We start from the raw sequence: 18,438 nt of genomic DNA on the forward strand, positions 1-18,438 counted from the left end.
TCGTTTATTGAGAGGGAATGAGTAACTTTGAGAAGCGATAGAACACTGCTACTCCATTTATATTGGATAGTGTTCTTCTTCATATGCTTCAACAAAAGAAATTAGCTGTTCAAGCTCGTCACCTTCAGGTGTACCTAGCTTCGCATCGAATATGGCTTCAATTCTCTTTAAAGCCATTCGGTAGTCGTTTTCGGAAGGCATATTCAATTCAGTAAGCCCTTTAATCTTCTTAAGGGTCTCACCATCAAGAGTTCCATTTTTATTAAAGCGTTCAGCCATTTTTAACAGTGTTTCCATTCGGGATGCATCGAAAACATCATCCCTTTGGATTAAGAAATCATCATCAGCTTTATCTACATTTTCTGAATAACTGCCCCAATCTCTTTCACTAGTAGTAGCAAGCTCATCAGCATGTGCTGTATGAGGTGTCATCCCCTCAATCAGTTCTTTTTCTGACAACCGTTTTTTACTCATAACTTACTTCTCAATTCGAAAATGGCATTAGAAAATTTATAGCATAATGGACTACTAGCCGTAACGTAATATCTGTTTCGAAACACATAAAGGGGCAAAACTGAGGTAGTGCTTGCTCATACCCCGACGTTGAAAAGTTTCAATGGTTGAAGAAATCAACGTTGTTATACGTGCCGTGGTGCGAACATGATGATAGCCATGCCGATCAACGCTACCGTTACACCTACTATGTCCCATAAAGTTGGTCGAATACCATCAACTATCCACAGCCATAGTATTGCTACAAAAATATAAACCCCACCATAAGCAGCATAAACCCTACCAGCCGCTGTTGGGTGAAGAGAAAGTAACCAAGCAAATAGTGCTAAGGATAGAGCTGCTGGTAGTAAAAGCCAGACAGATTTCCCGTCTTTCAACCAGAGATAAGGTAGATAACACCCCAATATTTCTGCTACTGCTGTAATAAAGAACAACCCGATAGTTTTTGCTTCTACCAACTCAATTTCCTCATATTATTTATGACCGACTTAGCACTGAATATGACGATTGTAACGTTCAGCTCTCAATGATGCTTGGCTATTGCTTCAATTTATGAATCCAGACACAACAAAGAACAACTGATTAATTTCTTAAAGGCAACACATCGCTCTGACACACTGCCACCGTTCATCAGAGATAAGTTTTATTAAGGCTACGTAAGTACAGTTGATAGTAGTGATCTTTGCTGTAACGAAGGAATGGGGCATTTTCGATTTAGGAATGGCAGCGTATCGATTGCGATCGCTGCCATTTTAGTATGATACTTTAATACTAAGTATGAATCTTTATTACTTGGTATGAGACTTTATTACTCTCTCACAATAAGGCCGCGATTTTTATGAACTTGATGCCTGCGGTGACCGCGATACTCGCCAGTTTGATTTTGCATGAACAACTGACACTGTTTCATTACAGTGGCATGGCGATGATCATTGGTGGCGTGATTTTGGCCCAAAGAAGTCACAGCACTAAACCTATGATGGCAAAAGTGCCGCAAAAATAATCATGACTTCGGCAACAAGAATGGGTTGGATTCTGTTGCCGAACATTACATCAATATGAGTTTACGCCCCTGGCGGAATCGCTAAACTCTCTGCGATCATTTGGATTAATTCATCTTCTAACTCAAAACGCTCTTCAAGCACTTCGCCAATCTGAGACAAATCGGCATCGAAGTCTTCCAATTCATCCTCGGCATCCACATCGGCATATTTGTCGGTGTAGTTGAGCAGAGGTTCTGTGGTTTCGACAATCTTGAAATAGGTTTGATTGATTTCTTCCGTAGGTGAGAACCCTGTGGATTGCCAAGAATCCATCACCATGTCATAAATTTTGAAATGACCTTCAGAGATATAATCGACCACATGCTGACAAAAGTTCTGTAACTCTTGTGGGGAAGGCAGTTTTGCGAGAGCGGTTTTTTTGTGATGAGTTGGTTTTAGCGTTGCTAATTTCCAATATTCAACAATCAGGTTTTGCCGAGTATCGAGCCAATGGTCGATAACGTCACTGGAACCGCCAAATTGTGCTTGTGTCTGTTTAAGTTTATTTAGCATGGCTGTATCCTCATAATAGCTAACGCCTTTTGTTTGGCGTCTAGCCTCTCTATTTATCGAATAGAGGGTCCTTTTGATAGTGTATACCATGGGGGTTATGAGTGGTTATAGACAGCAAATCGATAAGCACTGGTATGAAATTAGAGTGCCAGTAAAATGGTGCAACTTCAAGCAATGAGATGACCCGATGATAAAAAAAGATCAAAAAGTAAACTGGTGTATCGTTGATGGTAGCGCGTTACATTTACACGACAAAACCTTGCCTTACGGATCAGCTCAGGAACTAAACTTTCCGCTTGAGCATGCAACCCTCATCGGTGAGTTAGACGGTGTCCCTTGCGCCTGGCTGAATGCGAGTGAGATAGATGAAGATCTAGAAATGACGCCATTGCGTGAGATGTTAATGCAGCCAGAGGCGCTGTTTTTAATGGCCAGCCGAGCGGTACAATATGGCTATATGTCGACTTCGCAACGTTTTTGTTCGCAATGTGGTGGGCGTAATCACCTCAACCATAATCAGTTAGCGATGCAGTGTAATGATTGCCGCACTTTGCATTACCCACGTATTTTTCCATGCATCATTGTTGCGGTGAGAAAAGACAATCAAATTCTGCTCGCGCAACATGCTCGACATAAAGGGGGAATGCACACGGTCATTGCCGGTTTCGTTGAGGCAGGTGAAACCTTGGAGCAATGCGTTGCCCGAGAAGTGGAAGAAGAAACCGGTATTGTGGTTAAGAATATTCGCTACTTTGGCAGCCAGCCTTGGGCATTTCCATCGAGCATTATGATGGCCTTTTTAGCCGATTATGACCGTGGTGAGATTCGGGTTGATGAATTTGAATTATCGTCAGCGGGCTGGTTTAGCGCTGATAATATTCCCGATGTTGCTCCGAAAGGCACCATTGCTCGCGCTTTGATTGAACACACACTAGGTTGTGAAATAGAACAAAATCGAGATGTAATAAGTAATACTTAGCTGAAGGTTCAATTACGCAGACAATAAAAAAAAACCTCCGGGTTCGCCGGAGGGGTAAGTAAGATGTCGTTATGAGATGCTGAACATCGTGTGTTCAAGCTCGTTATAATTGTGCTAGCCAGCAAAGTATTAACAAATCACGTAATTGTGGCAAATTTCGCCAATGATTAATGTTCAAGAACATGATCTGCATTACAAACCATTAGCAAAATGTGCGCTGTGCAATGTTAGAATAGCAGCGAGATAAGCAAGCTAATTTTTAGGATAGAAAAATGACCGAATTGAAAAATGACCGTTATCTACGTGCGTTATTGAAGCAACCTGTAGATTACACGCCAGTATGGATGATGCGCCAAGCAGGTCGTTACCTACCAGAATATCGTCAAACACGCAGTGTCGCGGGTGATTTCATGTCGCTATGTAAGAATGCAGAATTAGCATCCGAAGTGACTTTGCAGCCATTGAAACGTTTCCCACTGGATGCGGCGATTTTATTCTCCGACATTTTAACTATTCCAGATGCGATGGGGCTTGGCTTGTATTTTGAAGCTGGTGAAGGGCCAAAGTTTGAACGTCCAATCACTTGCAAAGCGGATGTCGATAAAATTGGCTTGCCCGATCCAGAAGGTGAGTTGCAGTACGTGATGAATGCAGTACGCCAAATTCGTAAAGACCTGCAAGGTGAGGTGCCGCTTATCGGTTTTTCAGGCAGCCCTTGGACCCTAGCCACTTATATGGTGGAAGGTGGCAGCTCGAAAGCCTTCACCAAGATCAAAAAAATGATGTACGCCGAGCCAGCGATTTTGCATGCGTTGTTGGATAAGTTGGCAGATAGCGTGATTGAATACTTAAATGCTCAGATCAAAGCGGGCGCGCAATCTGTGATGGTTTTTGATACTTGGGGTGGCGTGTTAACCCCGCGTGATTACAACGATTTTTCTTTGCAATACATGCACAAAATTGTCGATGGCTTGATCCGTGAAAATGAGGGTCGCCGTGTACCCGTGACACTATTTACCAAAAATGGTGGTATGTGGTTAGAAAAAATTGCGGCGACCGGTTGTGATGCCGTTGGCTTGGATTGGACCATTAATATCCAAGATGCGGTCGCACGTGTGGGTGATAAAGTGGCACTACAAGGCAATATGGACCCATCTATTTTGTACGCTCAACCAGAACGTATTCGCCAAGAAGTTGCCACCATTCTTGGGGGCTTTGGTGATGCCGGTACCGGCCACGTATTTAACTTAGGTCATGGTATTCACCTTGATGTGCCGCCTGAAAATGCCGGCGTGTTTGTCGATGCGGTACACGAGTTATCTAAGCCGTACCATAAATAACCGTTAAGGTTGATACTGTTGATATTGAGTTAAAAGCGTAGATCTTAGATTTACGCTTTTTTGTATGTTGGTTAGCGGATTTCAGTTAACTGCTCCGATCAGTCTATTGCAGTTTATCTGCACAAGTTCTAATCTATATACCCAAGTGACTAAGTTAGGAAGCAACGATAACACCATGATTAAATTGAAGTTGACCACATGTATTAGTCTAGCCTTATTACTTCCTTCATTTGCCAGTGTCGCGCAAGAAGTCACTTTCTACCAAGCATGGCAAGCGCTATTAGAAAATAATGATGGTCTTGCAGCAGAAAAGGCGAGTGTAGAGCAAGCCCAATATAAGCAAGATGCTGCCGGTGCTTTGAGCCTTCCCAGCATTACCCTAAGTGCCAATTACACGCGATTGGATGATGATATTAGTGTCTCACCTTCTGAGTTGGCCGATAGTACTTCCCTAGGTTCTAGTGCATTAACTCAAGCCTTTGATGGCATGCTGACGTCTACCTTGGTTGAAAAGGATGTTTTTACCAGTTCGATTCGTGCCATTTGGCCTATTTTTACCGGTGGACGCATTTCAGCGGCGCAAGATATTGCCAAAGCCAAATCAGAAGAAGCGCAATATTTGTTAGCCATGAAACAACAAGGAAAGTTTGAAGATTTATCCAAATACTATTTTGGTGTTGTTCTGTCGCAGCAAGTACTCGCTACACGGCAAGAAGTTGAGAATGGCTTGAAAGAGCATTTAGATCATGCGGTTAAAATGAAACAGCAAGGTCAAATCGCTCAAATTCAGCTTTTGCAAGCCCAAACGGCTTATGACAAAGCCAAAGTGGATACCAAAAAAGCACAACGTGATCTCGAAATTGCTCAAATGGCGCTGACCCGTTTAATTAAATCCTCTTCCTTGGTTGAGCCATCCACTCACCTGTTCACCAATAAAAGTTTACCGCCGATGCAGGCCTTTATGGATAAAACGCTCCAGGATTATCCCGGTCTCAGTATTCTCGATGCGAAAGAAAAACAAGCCAATGGTTTAGTGGATGTCGAAAAAGGCAAGTACTACCCAGAAGTGTATGTCTACGGTAATTACAATTTATATCATGATGATACGCTGGTCGGTAATAATGCCCCTGACTGGTTAGTTGGGGTTGGGGTGAGCATTCCGTTACTTGATACTTCGGGTCGTTCAGAAAATGTTGGCGCCGCACACAGTGCGATTAAAAAAGTCGGCTATTTACGTGCACAAGCCAAGCAAGATTTGTCTCTGCTGGTGGAGAAAACGTATCGTGAAGCCAATCAAGCGTTAGAAGAATACGACGGTTTAGCATCGAGTGTTTCTATGGCCGAAGAAAATATCCGCCTACAGAAAAAAGCATTCAGTCAGGGCTTAGCGACGTCATTAGATGTGGTGGATGCTGAGCTTTATCTTAATAGCATTAAAACTCAACGTTCAGCAGCGGCTTATCAATATGTGCTGTCGCTATCACGCTTATTAGCGGTCAGCAGTGAAATCGATAGTTTTAATCAATACCAACAATATCAAGGGTTAGAGGTGCAATGATGCGTTCAAAAAAAGTCGTCATATTTTCCATCGTTGTTGCTCTAGTGGTGATTTGGCTTGGCTATATTTTTTGGCTGGCTTATCAACCGAAAGCGGAACGATTTCAAGGTCAGATTGAAGCTCAGCAATATTTGATTTCCTCAAAAGTACCAGGACGAATTGATCAGGTGTTAGTTAAAAAAGGCGATCAAATTGAGCCAGGGCAGAAAATCTTTACCTTGTTGAGTCCAGAAATTGAAGCAAAATTAGCTCAAGCGAAAGCGGCCCAAGGTGCAGCGGGTGCGATGGCGGAACAAGCTGAAAAAGGCGCTCGAAACCAAGAAATAGCGGCAGCCAAAGATCAATGGAATCAGGCGAAAGCGGCAGAAAACTTAATGGAAAAAACCTACCAACGGGTGCAGAACCTTTATAACGATGGTGTGGTGGCTGAACAAAAACGCGATGAAGCTTATACCCAATGGCAAGCCTCTAAATACACAGAACGAGCGGCTTATCAAATGTACCAAATGGCCTTAGAAGGGGCTCGTGATGAAACTAAACGAGCCGCTCAGCAACAAGAAAAGCAGGCTGCTGGCGCGGTCGCGGAAGTCGAAGCCTATGCGGCCGATACGCAAATTGAAAGCTGGCACGCCGGGGAAGTGAGCGACATTTTATTGCACTCAGGTGAATTAGCGCCGCAAGGTTTTCCAGTGGTGACCATTGTCGATATGAAGGACGCTTGGGCGATTTTTCATGTCCGAGAAGATAAGCTACAGCAATTTAAGCAGGGCACGAAACTCAAGGTTCGAATTCCCGCTTTAGGGGATCAGTCTTATCACTTTGTGGTGTCACATGTGGCGGTCATGGGCGATTTTGCCACTTGGCGCACCACCGATGCGAATCAGGGATTTGATATGCGTACCTTTGAAGTAGAAGCACGTCCTGTTAAGCCGATTGAGGGCTTGAGAGTGGGCATGAGCGTGTTGTTTGATAGCGTTGCACCATAAATTGGGATCAATTGAATGATTGAATCTCACGCCCTGCAACGAGAGTGGTCGCAAATCACCCAGCAGCCCTGGTTAAAGGCCATGTTGTGGTGGCTACCTTGTGTGCTTTTTTTCGCATTATGGTGGATATTCTCGACCGGCAGCGCCCGTGATTTACCCATTGGTGTGGTTGACCTTGAGCACAGCAGCCTGTCGAGAGGCGTGATCCGTTATTACGATACCAGCCCAACTTTGCAAGTAATCCAGTCTTATACGTCGATAGAGCAAGGTAAGCAGGATTTACAAGCGGGAAAAATTTATGCTCTGGTGGTCATTCCCGATGATTTAACTCGAGACGTATTACTTGGGCACCCTCCGACTATAACCACATTTTATAATAGCCAGTTCATTCTGATTGGTAAGCTTGTGACTGCAGCAATGCAACAAGCGCAAGGCACGTTTAACGCCCAAATTGAAGCGGAAAAAAATATGAGTAAAGGCAATACGCTACCGCAGCAAGCGTTAGCCCAAGCGGTGCCGATTCAAACTCAAATTACCGCGTTATTTAATAGCAACAGTCACTATGGTCAGTTTTTGGTGTCGGCGGCCATTCCGGCGTTATGGCAAATCTTTATTGTCGCCACCACGGTATTGAGTTTTGCACTAGAGCAGCGTCAGCAAGGGATTGCCAAATGGTTGACACCCGATCCCATTCGTCAGTTGCTAAGCAAGATTATCGCCTACACGCCGTTTTATTTAGTGCAAGGTATTATCTTCTTACTGGTGATGTATGTGTGGCTAGATTGGCCGATGCATGGTCATTGGAGCATTTTATTATTGGCGCAACTGTTGATGGTGTTGGCTTGCCAAAGTGTCGGCGCGTTGTTTTTCATGCTGACTTTAGATGCTACTCGTTCAATGAGTTTTGTGGCCGCGTTTACTGCCCCCGCTTTTGCGTTTATGGGTATCACGTTCCCAACCTCAGATATGCCATTACTTGGACTGGTTTGGCGTAACCTCTTACCGGTCAGTCACTACATCGATGTGCAAGTCAAACAAGTCAATAATGGGGTTGATTGGGGGCAAGCGGCGAGCTCTTTATTGTCGTTAGGGTGCTTTACCTTGCTACTTTTGCTGGTGGCGGTAAGGGCGAAATCCTTGGCGCTTAAAGTGGGAGCGACCTCATGAGTTGGTGGCAAGTATTTCGGTGCGAGTTGAAAGCGATTTTCACTAACCCTGCTTTACTCTTGACGGTATTTGGTGGCGTGGTGCTGTATTCCTTTTTATACCCTTTGCCATACAGTCAACAACTACCGCGTGAGCAGTCGATTGTGGTGGTCAACTTGGACAATTCATCCAAAAGTCGTGAATTAGAAAGAATGGTTGATGCGACGCCGCAAGTGAAGATCACTGAGCACGCTTATAGCTTGGAAGAGGCGAAAGCGCTTTTTAATCAAGGCAAAGTGCATGGCATTTTATTGATCCCGCGTCATTTCAGCCGAGATCTTTTATTAGGCAAAAGCCCGACACTCGCTTATGCCGGAGATGCCGCGTACTTTCTAGTGTATGGCACCGTTGTCGAAGGGTTAGCGACCGCTGGAGGAACACTATCAGCACAAGCCAAAGTGTCACGCATGGTGATGTCAGGTGAAAATTTAGTATTAGCGGCGCAGCAATACGCGCCGATCAAGCTTTCAATGCAGCCGGTGTTTAACCCCACCAATGGCTATATCAACTACATTGTGCCGGCGGTGTTTGTGCTGATATTGCATCAAACCTTACTTATCGCAGCAGGGTTATTGGGCGGCAGCATTAATGAGCAGCGCAGTGTTAAACGAGCAGGGTATTGGCAGCATGCTCAAGCATTCGATATGTGGTCGGCAAGAGGGATTATTCTGCTTTTGATTTATATCCCTTTGGTGATGTACTACTTCGGCTTTAGTTTCGAGTTTTATGGCATTAACCGCTTGGCTTCCATGTCGAATTTGTTTGTTTTGATCATTCCATTCTTACTCGCGGTGATCGCACTGGGCATGATCATGGGAGAGCTGATCCCACGTAAAGAATTAGCGACTCTGATTGTGGTATTGAGCTCGCTGCCTTTGGTGTTCTGCGCAGGCTTTGTGTGGCCGACAGCTGAATTACCGATGCCATTACAATGGTTAGCACAACTGGCGCCTTCAACCCCTGCGATTAATGGCTTTTTACGTTTAAATCAAATGGGAGCCAGTTTAGAGCAGGTGCTACCTTACGTGTGGCAACTGTGGCTGCAAGTGTTTGTGTATGGCGCGGTGGCATTATGGTTAATGAGAAGAAATTGCCAAACCCAAGCGAATCCTAATAAGGTTAGAGTAACCGAGTGATGGTTTGCTGCAACTGAGGGATAAGTTCGGATTCAAACCAAGGATTTTTCTTGAGCCAAATATTATTGCGTGGCGAGGGATGCGGCAAAGGCAAATAACGCGGTGCAAATTGTTGCCACGCTTTTACTGTGTCAGTCAGGGTTTTAGGCTTATCTGGCAGATAATAATTTTGTGCGTATTGGCCGATTAATACGATTAACTCGATATTAGGGAGTTGCTGCAAGAGCGCGTGATGCCAAGTTGGGGCGCATTCTTTTCTTGGTGGTAAGTCTCCATTTTTGCCAGTGCCAGGAAAGCAAAATCCCATTGGCATAATCGCTATCTGGCTGGCATCGTAAAATGTGGCTTTGTCTATGCCTAGCCAAGTTCGCAGTCTATCTCCACTGGCATCATCAAAAGGCACGCCACTTTGATGCACTTTACGCCCCGGCGCTTGACCAATAATCAAAATTTTTGCTTGTGGATGCGCTTGAACCACTGGGCGACAACCATCAGCTAAATGCGCAGCACATAATCGACATTGGTCAATTTGTTGTATCAGTTGTTCAAACGAATTCATCTTTTCACCTTGCGACGTTCTACCTTGTTGGTAACTCTAGTATCCGCGTTGAAAATCCACTTGGTTTTCCAGTGGCTCATTGGCTAGCCAGTGTTGACAGTTTTGTTTAAAGATAGCAAACACCTGCTCGGGAAAGCTGTTAGCGGCAATGTGTGGGGTAATGGTGACATTTGGATGCTGCCAATAAGCGCTTTGTGGCGGCAGAGGTTCAACAGGAAACACATCTAAGTAAGCGTGGCTGAGCCAGTTTTGTTCTAATGCAGCCAATAACCCTTGTTCATCGACCGCATCACCTCGGCCAATATTAAATAGTAAGGCTTGTTGGCAATGACTCAAGTGTTCTCGGTTTAACAAACCACGTGTTTGTTCTGTACTCGGCAGGGCATTGACCACAATATCCGCTTGTGCGAGTGCTTGGTCGATCTGATCGATCGAATAGCAATGGGAAAAGCAACTTGGTGTTGGTGCTTGTCCACTGCGATTCACCCCCACGGCTTTGAACCCGAGTGCGTTGGCGGTTTCGGCTAACTTACTGCCTATTGAGCCCGTACCGAGTATCAACATGGTTTTTCCTACAACGGATTGATATTCAATCGGTTGCCATTGTTGTTTGGCTTGTTGTTGGCGGTATTGGGCAAGATGGCGGTAATAACCTAGGCTGTAACCCAGTACATATTCACTGATCAATTGGCCGAAAATACCTTTCACATTGGTGAGTTGGTAATCGTGGCGTAAGTGCGATTTGGTTAAGGTATCAATACCAGCAAAAGTAGACTGAGCCCACTGGAGGTTCGGGAAGTCATTCAGCTGCTTGGCGAGCTTGGGAGGATCGGCTAAAACAATGGTCGCCTCAGTTGGGTTTTCCGTGAGGGAGATTCCGCTTATCTTTTCCTGCTTCCATAATTCTAAATACTTAGGTTGCTGCTCGGAAAGAATATAGAGGTAGTGAGGCGTTGTTTTTGGATACTGTGAATTCATGCCCGCGGAACTCCTTTTTTTGGCGAATGCGTGTACTTTTTTAAGTAAATAAAACCATTATCAAGTACACTTCCTGTGTTTAGTCTTAACCGGAATAATTGACATCATTATGCTACAGAATCCACTTCAAGTCCGCCTCGAAAAATTTGTCCCTTGGCAGCAAATAACCTTTATGGCTTGCCTATGTGAGCGCATGTATCCGAATTACGCGTTGTTCTGTGAAAATACGCAATTTGCTGACGCACGTAAATATCGTGAGATTTTGGATAGCGTATGGGAAGTGCTGACGGTTAAAACGGCGAAGGTGAATTTTGAAAAGCAGCTAGAAAAATTAGAAGAATTAATCCCAAGCTCTGAAGAGTATGAGTTTTACGCAGTGTACCCTGCGATTGATGCCTGTATTGGTTTGTCTATTCTGTTGCATGCTTTGCTCGATCGCGAAGAAATGTTTGAAGCGATGATCGACTTGAGCCAATTGTCGGTAAAAACTGTCGCACAATTAGAAGAAGCGCAAGGCAGTGAAGAAATTACCAACGACAACCAAAAACAAAACGAAGCGGTTTGCCAAGAATGGGATGTGCAGTGGGCATTATTCCGTCCGCTACGTGAAAGTGAAACGCGTGATATTGAATTGATCAAGGAATTACGCATAGAGTTGCGTGAAGAAGGGATCAGTAATATTGGTATCAGTGTCGAGCACTAATTAGTTAACTTTCTGGGGCGGATTATTGTTTTGTTGAATATTCCGCCTCAAGAATCTTAACGTGGTAAATAAGTCTCCAATAGCTGAAAATTCATAAATTTTTCATCATTTTGCCTATAAAAATACAAAATGTGAGTTAAGGCTCAATTTCTGGTTAAATTTACGTCATAAGAGCAAAAGAAACGCCACAAACCTTTGCCAGACGGGGCGTTTATGATTTAGAGTGGATTCAGACCTTAAAACAATCGATCCTCAACAAGAATCGATCTCCAAAATAATGAGAAGGGAAACCTAGAATGAACAAGACTCAATTAATCGATGCCATTGCTGAAAAAGCAGACCTATCTAAAGCTCAAGCTAAAGCTGCTCTTGAAGCAACGCTTGGTGGTGTGACTGAAGCGCTAAAAGATGGCGATCAAGTACAACTAATTGGTTTTGGTACTTTTAAAATCAACCATCGCGCAGCTCGCACAGGTCGTAACCCTAAGACAGGTGCTGAAATCCAAATCTCTGCTGCAAACGTTCCTGCATTTACTGCCGGTAAAGCACTTAAAGACGCAGTAAAATAATTCAATTTCAGCCTCATTGTGGCTGATTGCAACTCGCACACCGTGCTTGTTTATGTATATACTACGCTGAGTACCATATCAGCGTAGTTTTTTTATGAAGCGTCCAATATTTTCAATTCTTCTCTTATCTCTCCTTGCTGGCTGCTCATCGCCAGGCTCTTGGACAGATCATATCAGCAGTGCTTTCAGTGGTTCAGTTGAACCGGTTGACCTCTCTGGCGGTGAATTAACCAATCAGAAAAAATCTTTTTATTGGTATACTCGAGCCTTATCAAAACCGACCGTCGCATCAGATTATGTCATGCTGAACTCAGATGCTTGGTATAAAAGTAGCTACCAATGGCAAGATGGCGTGATTAAAGAAATCGTGCGTGAAGGGGAAATGAAACAGCCTGATGGTGGGTTAAAACCCTTCCTAGTGCATATTCGTTTTAGTAGCCAAGGTGAGGCGATTTATCAGCGTTATCGTCTCGATAACCAAATATTGCCACTCAATCAAACGGACTTAGATTATTATTCCAATCAAGCTGACATCTTAGTGAAGAAGGTTGATGATATTCATGATCAAGGTTACGAATTGATTCAAGGTATTTGGAATGGCAGCACCTTCGATTCTTGTGATGGTGTGCAATATCGCAATATTAAGTTCGAACAGGCGGAAAATATGCCGCAGATGATTAAACAACGTATCAATAGTTTGAACAGCTATGCTGCCTTTATTGGCTCTAAAGATAAGAAAAGCAAGACGGTGGCGATCGAGCACTTGTTATCGCTAGATGAGGCGGAGCATGGCTGCGTGCAGCGAGCTCATCTCATTATGCAGTAATAGCTCTAACACTAATTAACCAGTTTCAGATACAACAAAGGCGCTCATAGTTGAATTGAGCGCCTTTTTTATTGGGTGCAGCTGTATGAAAAAGCTGGCTTAATTACTCGCCTTGCTGTTCACGAACCATTTGTTCACGATCTATTCTTTTCACGAGCAATAGCACGATAGCCGATGTCATTGCGGTGGAACATACCATTCCAGCTCACTTGTTTCGCTAGTTGGTAAGCACGTTGTTGCGCTTCGGACACTGAGTTACCGAGTGCGGTGGCACACAATACACGACCACCAGCGGTCACCACTTCACCGCTGGTATTGTTTGCCGTACCAGCATGGAAGATTTTCTCGCCTTCCACTTCTGCGCCGCTTGGTAGGTTAATCACATCACCTTTGGCGTAATCACCTGGGTAGCCGCCTGCCGCGAGAACAACACCAATAGAAGCGCGAGGGTCCCAATGGGATTCCGCTTCATCGAGCTTTTCATCAATCGCCATTAAGCACAGTTCAACCAAATCTGATTGCATGCGCATCATGATAGGCTGAGTTTCAGGGTCGCCAAAGCGGCAGTTATATTCGATTACCTTAGGTGTGCCATCGGCCATGATCATGAGGCCTGCGTAGAGGAAACCTGTGTAAGGGTAGCCTTCTGCATCCATACCACGCACGGTTGGGTAGATAACTTCATCAAGTACGCGCTGGTGGATTTCAGGCGTCACTACTGGCGCAGGAGAGTAAGCGCCCATGCCGCCCGTATTTGGACCGGTATCTTTATCGCCCACACGTTTGTGGTCTTGGCTGGTGGCCATTGGTAAAACGCTTGAGCCATCGACCATCACGATAAAGCTTGCTTCTTCACCATCAAGGAATTCTTCAATTACTACGCGGCTGCCTGCTTCACCAAATGCGTTACCCGCCAGCATGTCTTTGATGGCTTCTTCGGCTTCTTCTAGCGTCATGGCAACAATCACGCCTTTACCTGCGGCAAGACCGTCGGCTTTGACCACAATCGGTGCGCCTTTTTCGCGTACATAAGCCAAGGCTGGCTCGATGTCGGTAAAGTTAGCGTAATCAGCCGTTGGGATTTTATGACGCGCTAAGAAGTCTTTAGTGAACGCTTTAGAGCCTTCTAGTTGCGCGGCATCTTTGGTTGGGCCGAAGATAGGCAAACCTGCTGCGCGGAACGCATCCACCACACCAATAACCAGTGGCGCTTCAGGGCCAACAATCGTCAGCTCAATTTGTTTTTCTTTGGCAAACGCCACTAGAGCGTCGATGTCTTCCACGCCAATGTTGACGTTTTCAAGCTTAGGTTCAAGCGCTGTACCCGCATTACCAGGCGCGACATACACGGTTTCCACTTCAGGGTTTTGCGCTGCTTTCCAGCCTAGTGCGTGTTCGCGGCCGCCGGAGCCAATAATTAAAATGTTCATATTAATTCAATCTCTTGTTAAAAACGTATCTCGAATACTCGTGTCTCGTTACTCGGAAAATCAAAAGCGATACATCGAGCAACGAGAAACGTAATACGAGAAACGAAAATATTAATGACGGAAATGACGCATGCCGGTAAAGATCATCGCCATGCCGTGTTCATCGGCTGCGGCAATCACTTCATCATCGCGCATTGAACCGCCTGGTTGAATCACGCATTTGATGCCCGCTTCGGCAGCCGCGTCGATACCATCACGGAATGGGAAGAACGCATCCGATGCCATCACACAACCTTCAACTTGCAAACCTTCATCTGCCGCCTTAATACCGGCGATTTTCGCTGAGTATACACGGCTCATTTGGCCTGCGCCCACACCGATAGTCATGTCGCCTTTAGAGTATACAATCGCGTTTGATTTCACGTATTTGGCGACTTTCCAGCAGAATAGGGCATCTTTTAGCTCTTCTTCTGTTGGTTGACGTTTCGATACCACTTTCAAGTCATCCAGTGTCACCATGCCTTGGTCACGGTCTTGCACTAAAAGGCCACCGTTGACACGCTTAACATCAAAGCCAGTCGTCTTAGTTGTCCATTCGCCACACTCAAGTAGACGCACGTTTTTCTTCGCTTCCACGACTTTGATGGCTTCGGCTGAAACCGAAGGCGCGATGATCACTTCAACAAATTGACGCTCAACAATCGCAGTTGCGGTTGCTGCATCTAACTCACGGTTAAACGCGATGATGCCGCCGAATGCTGACGTTGGGTCAGTTTGGTAAGCGCGGTTGTATGCTTCAAGAATGTCAGAGCCTAGCGCCACGCCACAAGGGTTGGCGTGTTTAACGATAACGCATGCTGGCTCGTTGAATTCTTTCACACACTCAAGCGCGGCGTCAGTATCCGCAATGTTGTTGTATGAAAGTGCTTTACCTTGAATTTGACGCGCCGTTGAAACTGAGGCTTCTTGAGGATTTTTCTCAACATAGAATGCAGCAGCTTGGTGGCTGTTTTCACCGTAGCGCATGTCTTGTTTTTTCTCGAACTGTTGATTGAAAGTGCGCGGGAACTTGCTTTCCTCGTCACCTTCTTTGTTCTCACCGTAAGAAGGAACCATAGTGCCGAAATAGTTAGCGATCATGCCATCGTAAGCGGCGGTGTGTTCAAACGCTGCAATCGCAAGGTCGAAACGGGTTTCTAGGGTAAGAGACGTGTCGTTGGCATCCATTTCTGCAATCACGCGATCGTAGTCTGATGCATTAACCACAATAGTCACATCTTTGTGGTTTTTAGCCGCAGAACGCACCATAGTTGGCCCGCCGATGTCGATGTTTTCAACGGCATCTTCTAGAGTACAGCCTTCTTTAGCCACCGTTGCAGCAAATGGATAAAGGTTCACCACCACCATATCGATTGGCTTGATGCCGTGCTCTTCCATGACTGCTTCATCCGTACCGCGACGGCCTAGAACGCCACCGTGCACTTTTGGATGTAGAGTTTTAACACGACCGTCCATCATTTCAGGAAAACCTGTGTAATCAGAGACTTCTGTAGCGGTGATGGCATTATCTTGCAGCAACTTGAATGTGCCACCTGTTGAAAGAATTTCCACACCACGTTGCGTTAGTGCTTGGGCAAATTCAACAATACCAGTTTTGTCAGATACGCTGATTAAAGCGCGGCGAATTGGGCGAGCGTTTTGCATGGCTTCCATATTCCTTAAATCACGGAGTTAAAAACAAAGAAAGATGTTTGCCAAAGCGACACTCAAACCAAGGCTAGCAGGCAGCGCTTTGGTAAAGACCTTACCGTTTTTAACTGAGCAACCGAAACGTTACTCCAAGATTTGTTGGGGCGTATTCTAACCAACTTCTTTATAAAAAGCTCGCGCAATCGTTTGGCTTTTTACGTTTTGCTTTAAAATCAGTTAATTAGTCTTTGAAGATGTCACGGAAAAAGTGGCCAGTTTCTTTGGCTGCATCTCGCGTCGCATGGCCAATGGTTCGGCCTGCTTCTTTGGTAGCTTGCGCAGCATCACGCGCACTTTCTTTGAACTCTTGCTGATCTTGGTGCGCACAAGCAGATAGCGTCAAGAATGCCGCCAGGGTGATTATGATAGATGTCGTTCTCTTCATGCTCCAATCCTTGAAATCACAAAAGGTGACTAAATCATAACCTGTTGTTGCGCACTTGTTAAGCTGACTCGCGAGTAATGATATTCGCTGGCACAATAATTCGCTGTGGTGGTAAATGGGGCTGTTGTATTTTACGCAATATTTGAATGGCCGCTTGTTGGCCAATTTGTCGAGGAGGCGTGTTTACAAAGCTTAATGTCGGGCTAGTGAGTTCGGCTTCCGGCACATCATCAAAGCCGAGAAGGGCAACTTCTTGTCCAATATAATTATCTTTACCTATGGTTTTACCTGCTGCCTTGGTGCCATAAAGTGCGCCTATTGTGGTGCTAGAGTGGTGACAAAGAATGGCGGTAATTTTAGGGTATTTGCTGAGCAGGTGTTGCGCGGCCTTCGCGGCGGATTGCTGGTTTTTATCACACTCTACTATCCATTCATTTTTAAACGGTAGTCCGTATTGCATCAAGGTTGCGCAGTAACCTCCAATGCGTTCTGCACGAGTGAGTGATTCGCCACTGCCGCCTAAATAGGCAATATGCCGGTGACCTTGCTCAATCAGGTGCTTGGTTGCTAACGTTGCTGCATGAGTGTTGTCTGGGCCGACATAATCGATGTTGGCATTAATTTCGGCTCGAGCAATGCTGATTACAGGGACTTCTGCTTGATGAATCATATCAAAAATGGATTGTGTACCATCGCGACTTGGGCACAAAATTAATCCCGCGACGCCTTGTTGCAGCATCGATTTCAGACACTGAATTTGTTTATCTTTAGTATGTCCCGACTGAGCTAAAAAGAGCATATAGCCTTGCTTTTCTAGTTGTTCTGAAAGACCGGAAGTGATCTTCATATAAAAAGGGTCAGTAATATCTTTGACGATTAAGCCAATTAAATTGGAGGTGTTGGAACGTAAATTGGCTGCTGCAGTGTTACGGACATAGCCTAAAGCTTCAATCGCTTGGTTAACTTTAATAATGGTTGCTTCGGAAATTCGCCCCTTACCGCTTAATGCTAATGATACGGTTGAGACAGAAACGCCAGCATGCTTTGCCACATCGGTGATTTTCGGTTTTGGTGTACTCATGGTCCGCCAATGAATAGAAGTGTATAGAGATAGATTCTTTTATCGCGATCACAAAATCAAACAATGCTCACCAGTCCGTTAATGAAAACTGACACCAGTTATGAGATCGATTGGCCACAATTTGAAGCGCAAGCTGCACTGCCACAATGTAAAATTTTATTGCTTTGTAGCCCACAGAATCCAACTGGTCGCGTGTGGACTCACGATGAGTTGCAACGTATGGCGCAGATTTGCCAGCGACATAATGTCAAAGTTATCTCAGATGATATTCATATGGATATGGCGTATCAGCGCTATATTCCATGGTCACAGGTGGCTTTAGATGACGAATGGGCGTTAGTTAGCTCAGGTTCTAAGTCGTTTAATATTCCAGCTCTAACGGGGACGTATGCGTTTATCCCCAATCAAGTGCATCGTGATGCCTATCTTACTCAATTAAAAGCGGCGCATGGTTTGTCATCACCTTCGATTCTAGGGGGGATTGCTCATATTGCCGCTTATCAACAAGGTGAATCATGGTTAGAGGAACTAAAACAATACTTATACGGCAACCTGATTTATGTTGCTGAACAATTAGGTCATGAGTTCCCGCAATTAAACTATCAAGTTCCTCAAGGTACTTACTTAGCTTGGATTGATTTAAAGCCGCTTAATATTGATATGGATGAATTACAACGGATTTTGATTGAAGAGCATAAGGTCGCGATTATGCGAGGGGATACTTATGGTCAAGAAGGTGAAGGGTATGTACGCCTGAATGTCGGCTGCCCACGCAGTAAAGTGGCAACGGGCTTAAAGGCCTTAATTACGGCGATTAAAACGCTACAACATCAAGGTTAATTGAGAAAAAGCCCTAGAGGAGTTATCTAGGGCGACCTTATTAA

Annotated in this window: 20 protein-coding genes; 11 read left to right on the top strand and 9 right to left on the bottom strand. The window is 44.9% G+C overall.

Annotated features, from left to right (window positions below):
• Positions 1-57 precede the first annotated feature (57 nt).
• Positions 58-474: a hypothetical protein gene (locus Vgang_RS00450; RefSeq protein WP_105903383.1), complete on the bottom strand. Its 417-nt coding sequence runs from the start codon at positions 472-474 to the stop codon at positions 58-60.
• A gap of 164 nt (positions 475-638) precedes the next feature.
• Positions 639-971 carry a YnfA family protein gene (locus tag Vgang_RS00455; protein WP_055467088.1) on the bottom strand — a complete coding sequence of 111 codons (333 nt, stop codon included), beginning with the start codon at positions 969-971 and terminating at the stop codon, positions 639-641.
• 329 nt (positions 972-1,300) lie between these two features.
• On the opposite strand from Vgang_RS00455, the gene Vgang_RS00460 reads away from it, so the two are divergent.
• The gene (locus Vgang_RS00460) at positions 1,301-1,516 is read left to right on the top strand and encodes a DMT family transporter (protein WP_264923541.1); all 216 of its coding nucleotides are present in this window, start codon (positions 1,301-1,303) and stop codon (positions 1,514-1,516) included.
• Positions 1,517-1,577: 61 nt separating this feature from the next.
• On the opposite strand, the gene rsd is transcribed toward Vgang_RS00460, so the two are convergent.
• Positions 1,578-2,069, bottom strand: coding sequence for a sigma D regulator (gene rsd, locus Vgang_RS00465; RefSeq protein WP_105903384.1), 492 nt, complete (start codon positions 2,067-2,069; stop codon positions 1,578-1,580).
• A 187-nt stretch (positions 2,070-2,256) separates the two neighbouring features.
• On the opposite strand from rsd, the gene nudC reads away from it, so the two are divergent.
• The 6 genes from nudC (at position 2,257) to Vgang_RS00495 (ending at position 9,274) form a co-directional block, all read left to right on the top strand.
• The gene (nudC, locus tag Vgang_RS00470; protein ID WP_105903385.1) at positions 2,257-3,048 is read left to right on the top strand and encodes an NAD(+) diphosphatase; all 792 of its coding nucleotides are present in this window, start codon (positions 2,257-2,259) and stop codon (positions 3,046-3,048) included.
• A 272-nt stretch (positions 3,049-3,320) separates the two neighbouring features.
• Positions 3,321-4,388 carry a uroporphyrinogen decarboxylase gene (gene hemE / locus Vgang_RS00475; protein WP_105903386.1) on the top strand — a complete coding sequence of 356 codons (1,068 nt, stop codon included), beginning with the start codon at positions 3,321-3,323 and terminating at the stop codon, positions 4,386-4,388.
• 175 nt (positions 4,389-4,563) lie between these two features.
• A complete protein-coding gene (locus Vgang_RS00480; protein WP_105903387.1) occupies positions 4,564-5,946 on the top strand; it encodes a TolC family protein in 1,383 nt (460 codons plus the stop codon).
• Positions 5,946-6,932, top strand: a complete 987-nt coding sequence (locus Vgang_RS00485; RefSeq protein WP_105903388.1) for an HlyD family secretion protein — start codon at positions 5,946-5,948, stop codon at positions 6,930-6,932. The genes Vgang_RS00480 and Vgang_RS00485 overlap by 1 nt, the downstream gene beginning before the upstream one ends.
• A 15-nt stretch (positions 6,933-6,947) precedes the next feature.
• Complete coding sequence (locus Vgang_RS00490; protein ID WP_105903389.1) at positions 6,948-8,099, top strand: ABC transporter permease; 1,152 nt, start codon at positions 6,948-6,950, stop codon at positions 8,097-8,099.
• On the top strand, positions 8,096-9,274 hold the full coding sequence (locus Vgang_RS00495; protein WP_105903390.1) for an ABC transporter permease: 1,179 nt from the start codon (positions 8,096-8,098) through the stop codon (positions 9,272-9,274). The genes Vgang_RS00490 and Vgang_RS00495 overlap by 4 nt, the downstream gene beginning before the upstream one ends.
• Here Vgang_RS00495 and Vgang_RS00500 read toward each other — a convergent pair.
• Both Vgang_RS00500 and Vgang_RS00505 read right to left on the bottom strand, forming a co-directional pair.
• A complete protein-coding gene (locus Vgang_RS00500) occupies positions 9,258-9,833 on the bottom strand; it encodes a uracil-DNA glycosylase family protein (protein WP_105903391.1) in 576 nt (191 codons plus the stop codon). The genes Vgang_RS00495 and Vgang_RS00500 overlap by 17 nt on opposite strands.
• A 36-nt stretch (positions 9,834-9,869) precedes the next feature.
• Positions 9,870-10,811, bottom strand: a complete 942-nt coding sequence (locus Vgang_RS00505; protein ID WP_105903392.1) for a D-2-hydroxyacid dehydrogenase — start codon at positions 10,809-10,811, stop codon at positions 9,870-9,872.
• 109 nt (positions 10,812-10,920) lie between these two features.
• On the opposite strand from Vgang_RS00505, the gene Vgang_RS00510 reads away from it, so the two are divergent.
• From Vgang_RS00510 to Vgang_RS00520, 3 genes are all read left to right on the top strand, one after another.
• Complete coding sequence (locus tag Vgang_RS00510; protein ID WP_105903393.1) at positions 10,921-11,514, top strand: YjaG family protein; 594 nt, start codon at positions 10,921-10,923, stop codon at positions 11,512-11,514.
• 296 nt (positions 11,515-11,810) lie between these two features.
• Positions 11,811-12,083, top strand: a complete 273-nt coding sequence (gene hupA / locus Vgang_RS00515; protein ID WP_086981777.1) for a nucleoid-associated protein HU-alpha — start codon at positions 11,811-11,813, stop codon at positions 12,081-12,083.
• Between the two features lie 94 nt (positions 12,084-12,177).
• A complete protein-coding gene (locus tag Vgang_RS00520; RefSeq protein ID WP_105903394.1) occupies positions 12,178-12,909 on the top strand; it encodes a DUF1481 domain-containing protein in 732 nt (243 codons plus the stop codon).
• 134 nt (positions 12,910-13,043) lie between these two features.
• On the opposite strand, the gene purD is transcribed toward Vgang_RS00520, so the two are convergent.
• The 4 genes from purD to malI all read right to left on the bottom strand — a co-directional run bounded on the left by purD (position 13,044) and on the right by malI (position 17,554).
• On the bottom strand, positions 13,044-14,339 hold the full coding sequence (purD, locus tag Vgang_RS00525; RefSeq protein WP_105903395.1) for a phosphoribosylamine--glycine ligase: 1,296 nt from the start codon (positions 14,337-14,339) through the stop codon (positions 13,044-13,046).
• A gap of 111 nt (positions 14,340-14,450) precedes the next feature.
• The gene (gene purH, locus Vgang_RS00530) at positions 14,451-16,043 is read right to left on the bottom strand and encodes a bifunctional phosphoribosylaminoimidazolecarboxamide formyltransferase/IMP cyclohydrolase (RefSeq protein ID WP_105903425.1); all 1,593 of its coding nucleotides are present in this window, start codon (positions 16,041-16,043) and stop codon (positions 14,451-14,453) included.
• Positions 16,044-16,269: 226 nt separating this feature from the next.
• A complete protein-coding gene (locus tag Vgang_RS00535) occupies positions 16,270-16,473 on the bottom strand; it encodes a hypothetical protein (protein ID WP_105903396.1) in 204 nt (67 codons plus the stop codon).
• Positions 16,474-16,531: 58 nt separating this feature from the next.
• The gene (gene malI / locus Vgang_RS00540; protein WP_105903397.1) at positions 16,532-17,554 is read right to left on the bottom strand and encodes a Mal regulon transcriptional regulator MalI; all 1,023 of its coding nucleotides are present in this window, start codon (positions 17,552-17,554) and stop codon (positions 16,532-16,534) included.
• Between the two features lie 63 nt (positions 17,555-17,617).
• On the opposite strand from malI, the gene Vgang_RS00545 reads away from it, so the two are divergent.
• Entirely contained in the window at positions 17,618-18,394 is a 777-nt protein-coding gene (locus tag Vgang_RS00545; RefSeq protein WP_105903398.1) for a MalY/PatB family protein, read from the top strand.
• Positions 18,395-18,438: the final 44 nt, after the last annotated feature.

Origin of the sequence: Vibrio gangliei, assembly GCF_026001925.1 — a bacterium.
GTDB lineage: Bacteria > Pseudomonadota > Gammaproteobacteria > Enterobacterales > Vibrionaceae > Vibrio > Vibrio gangliei.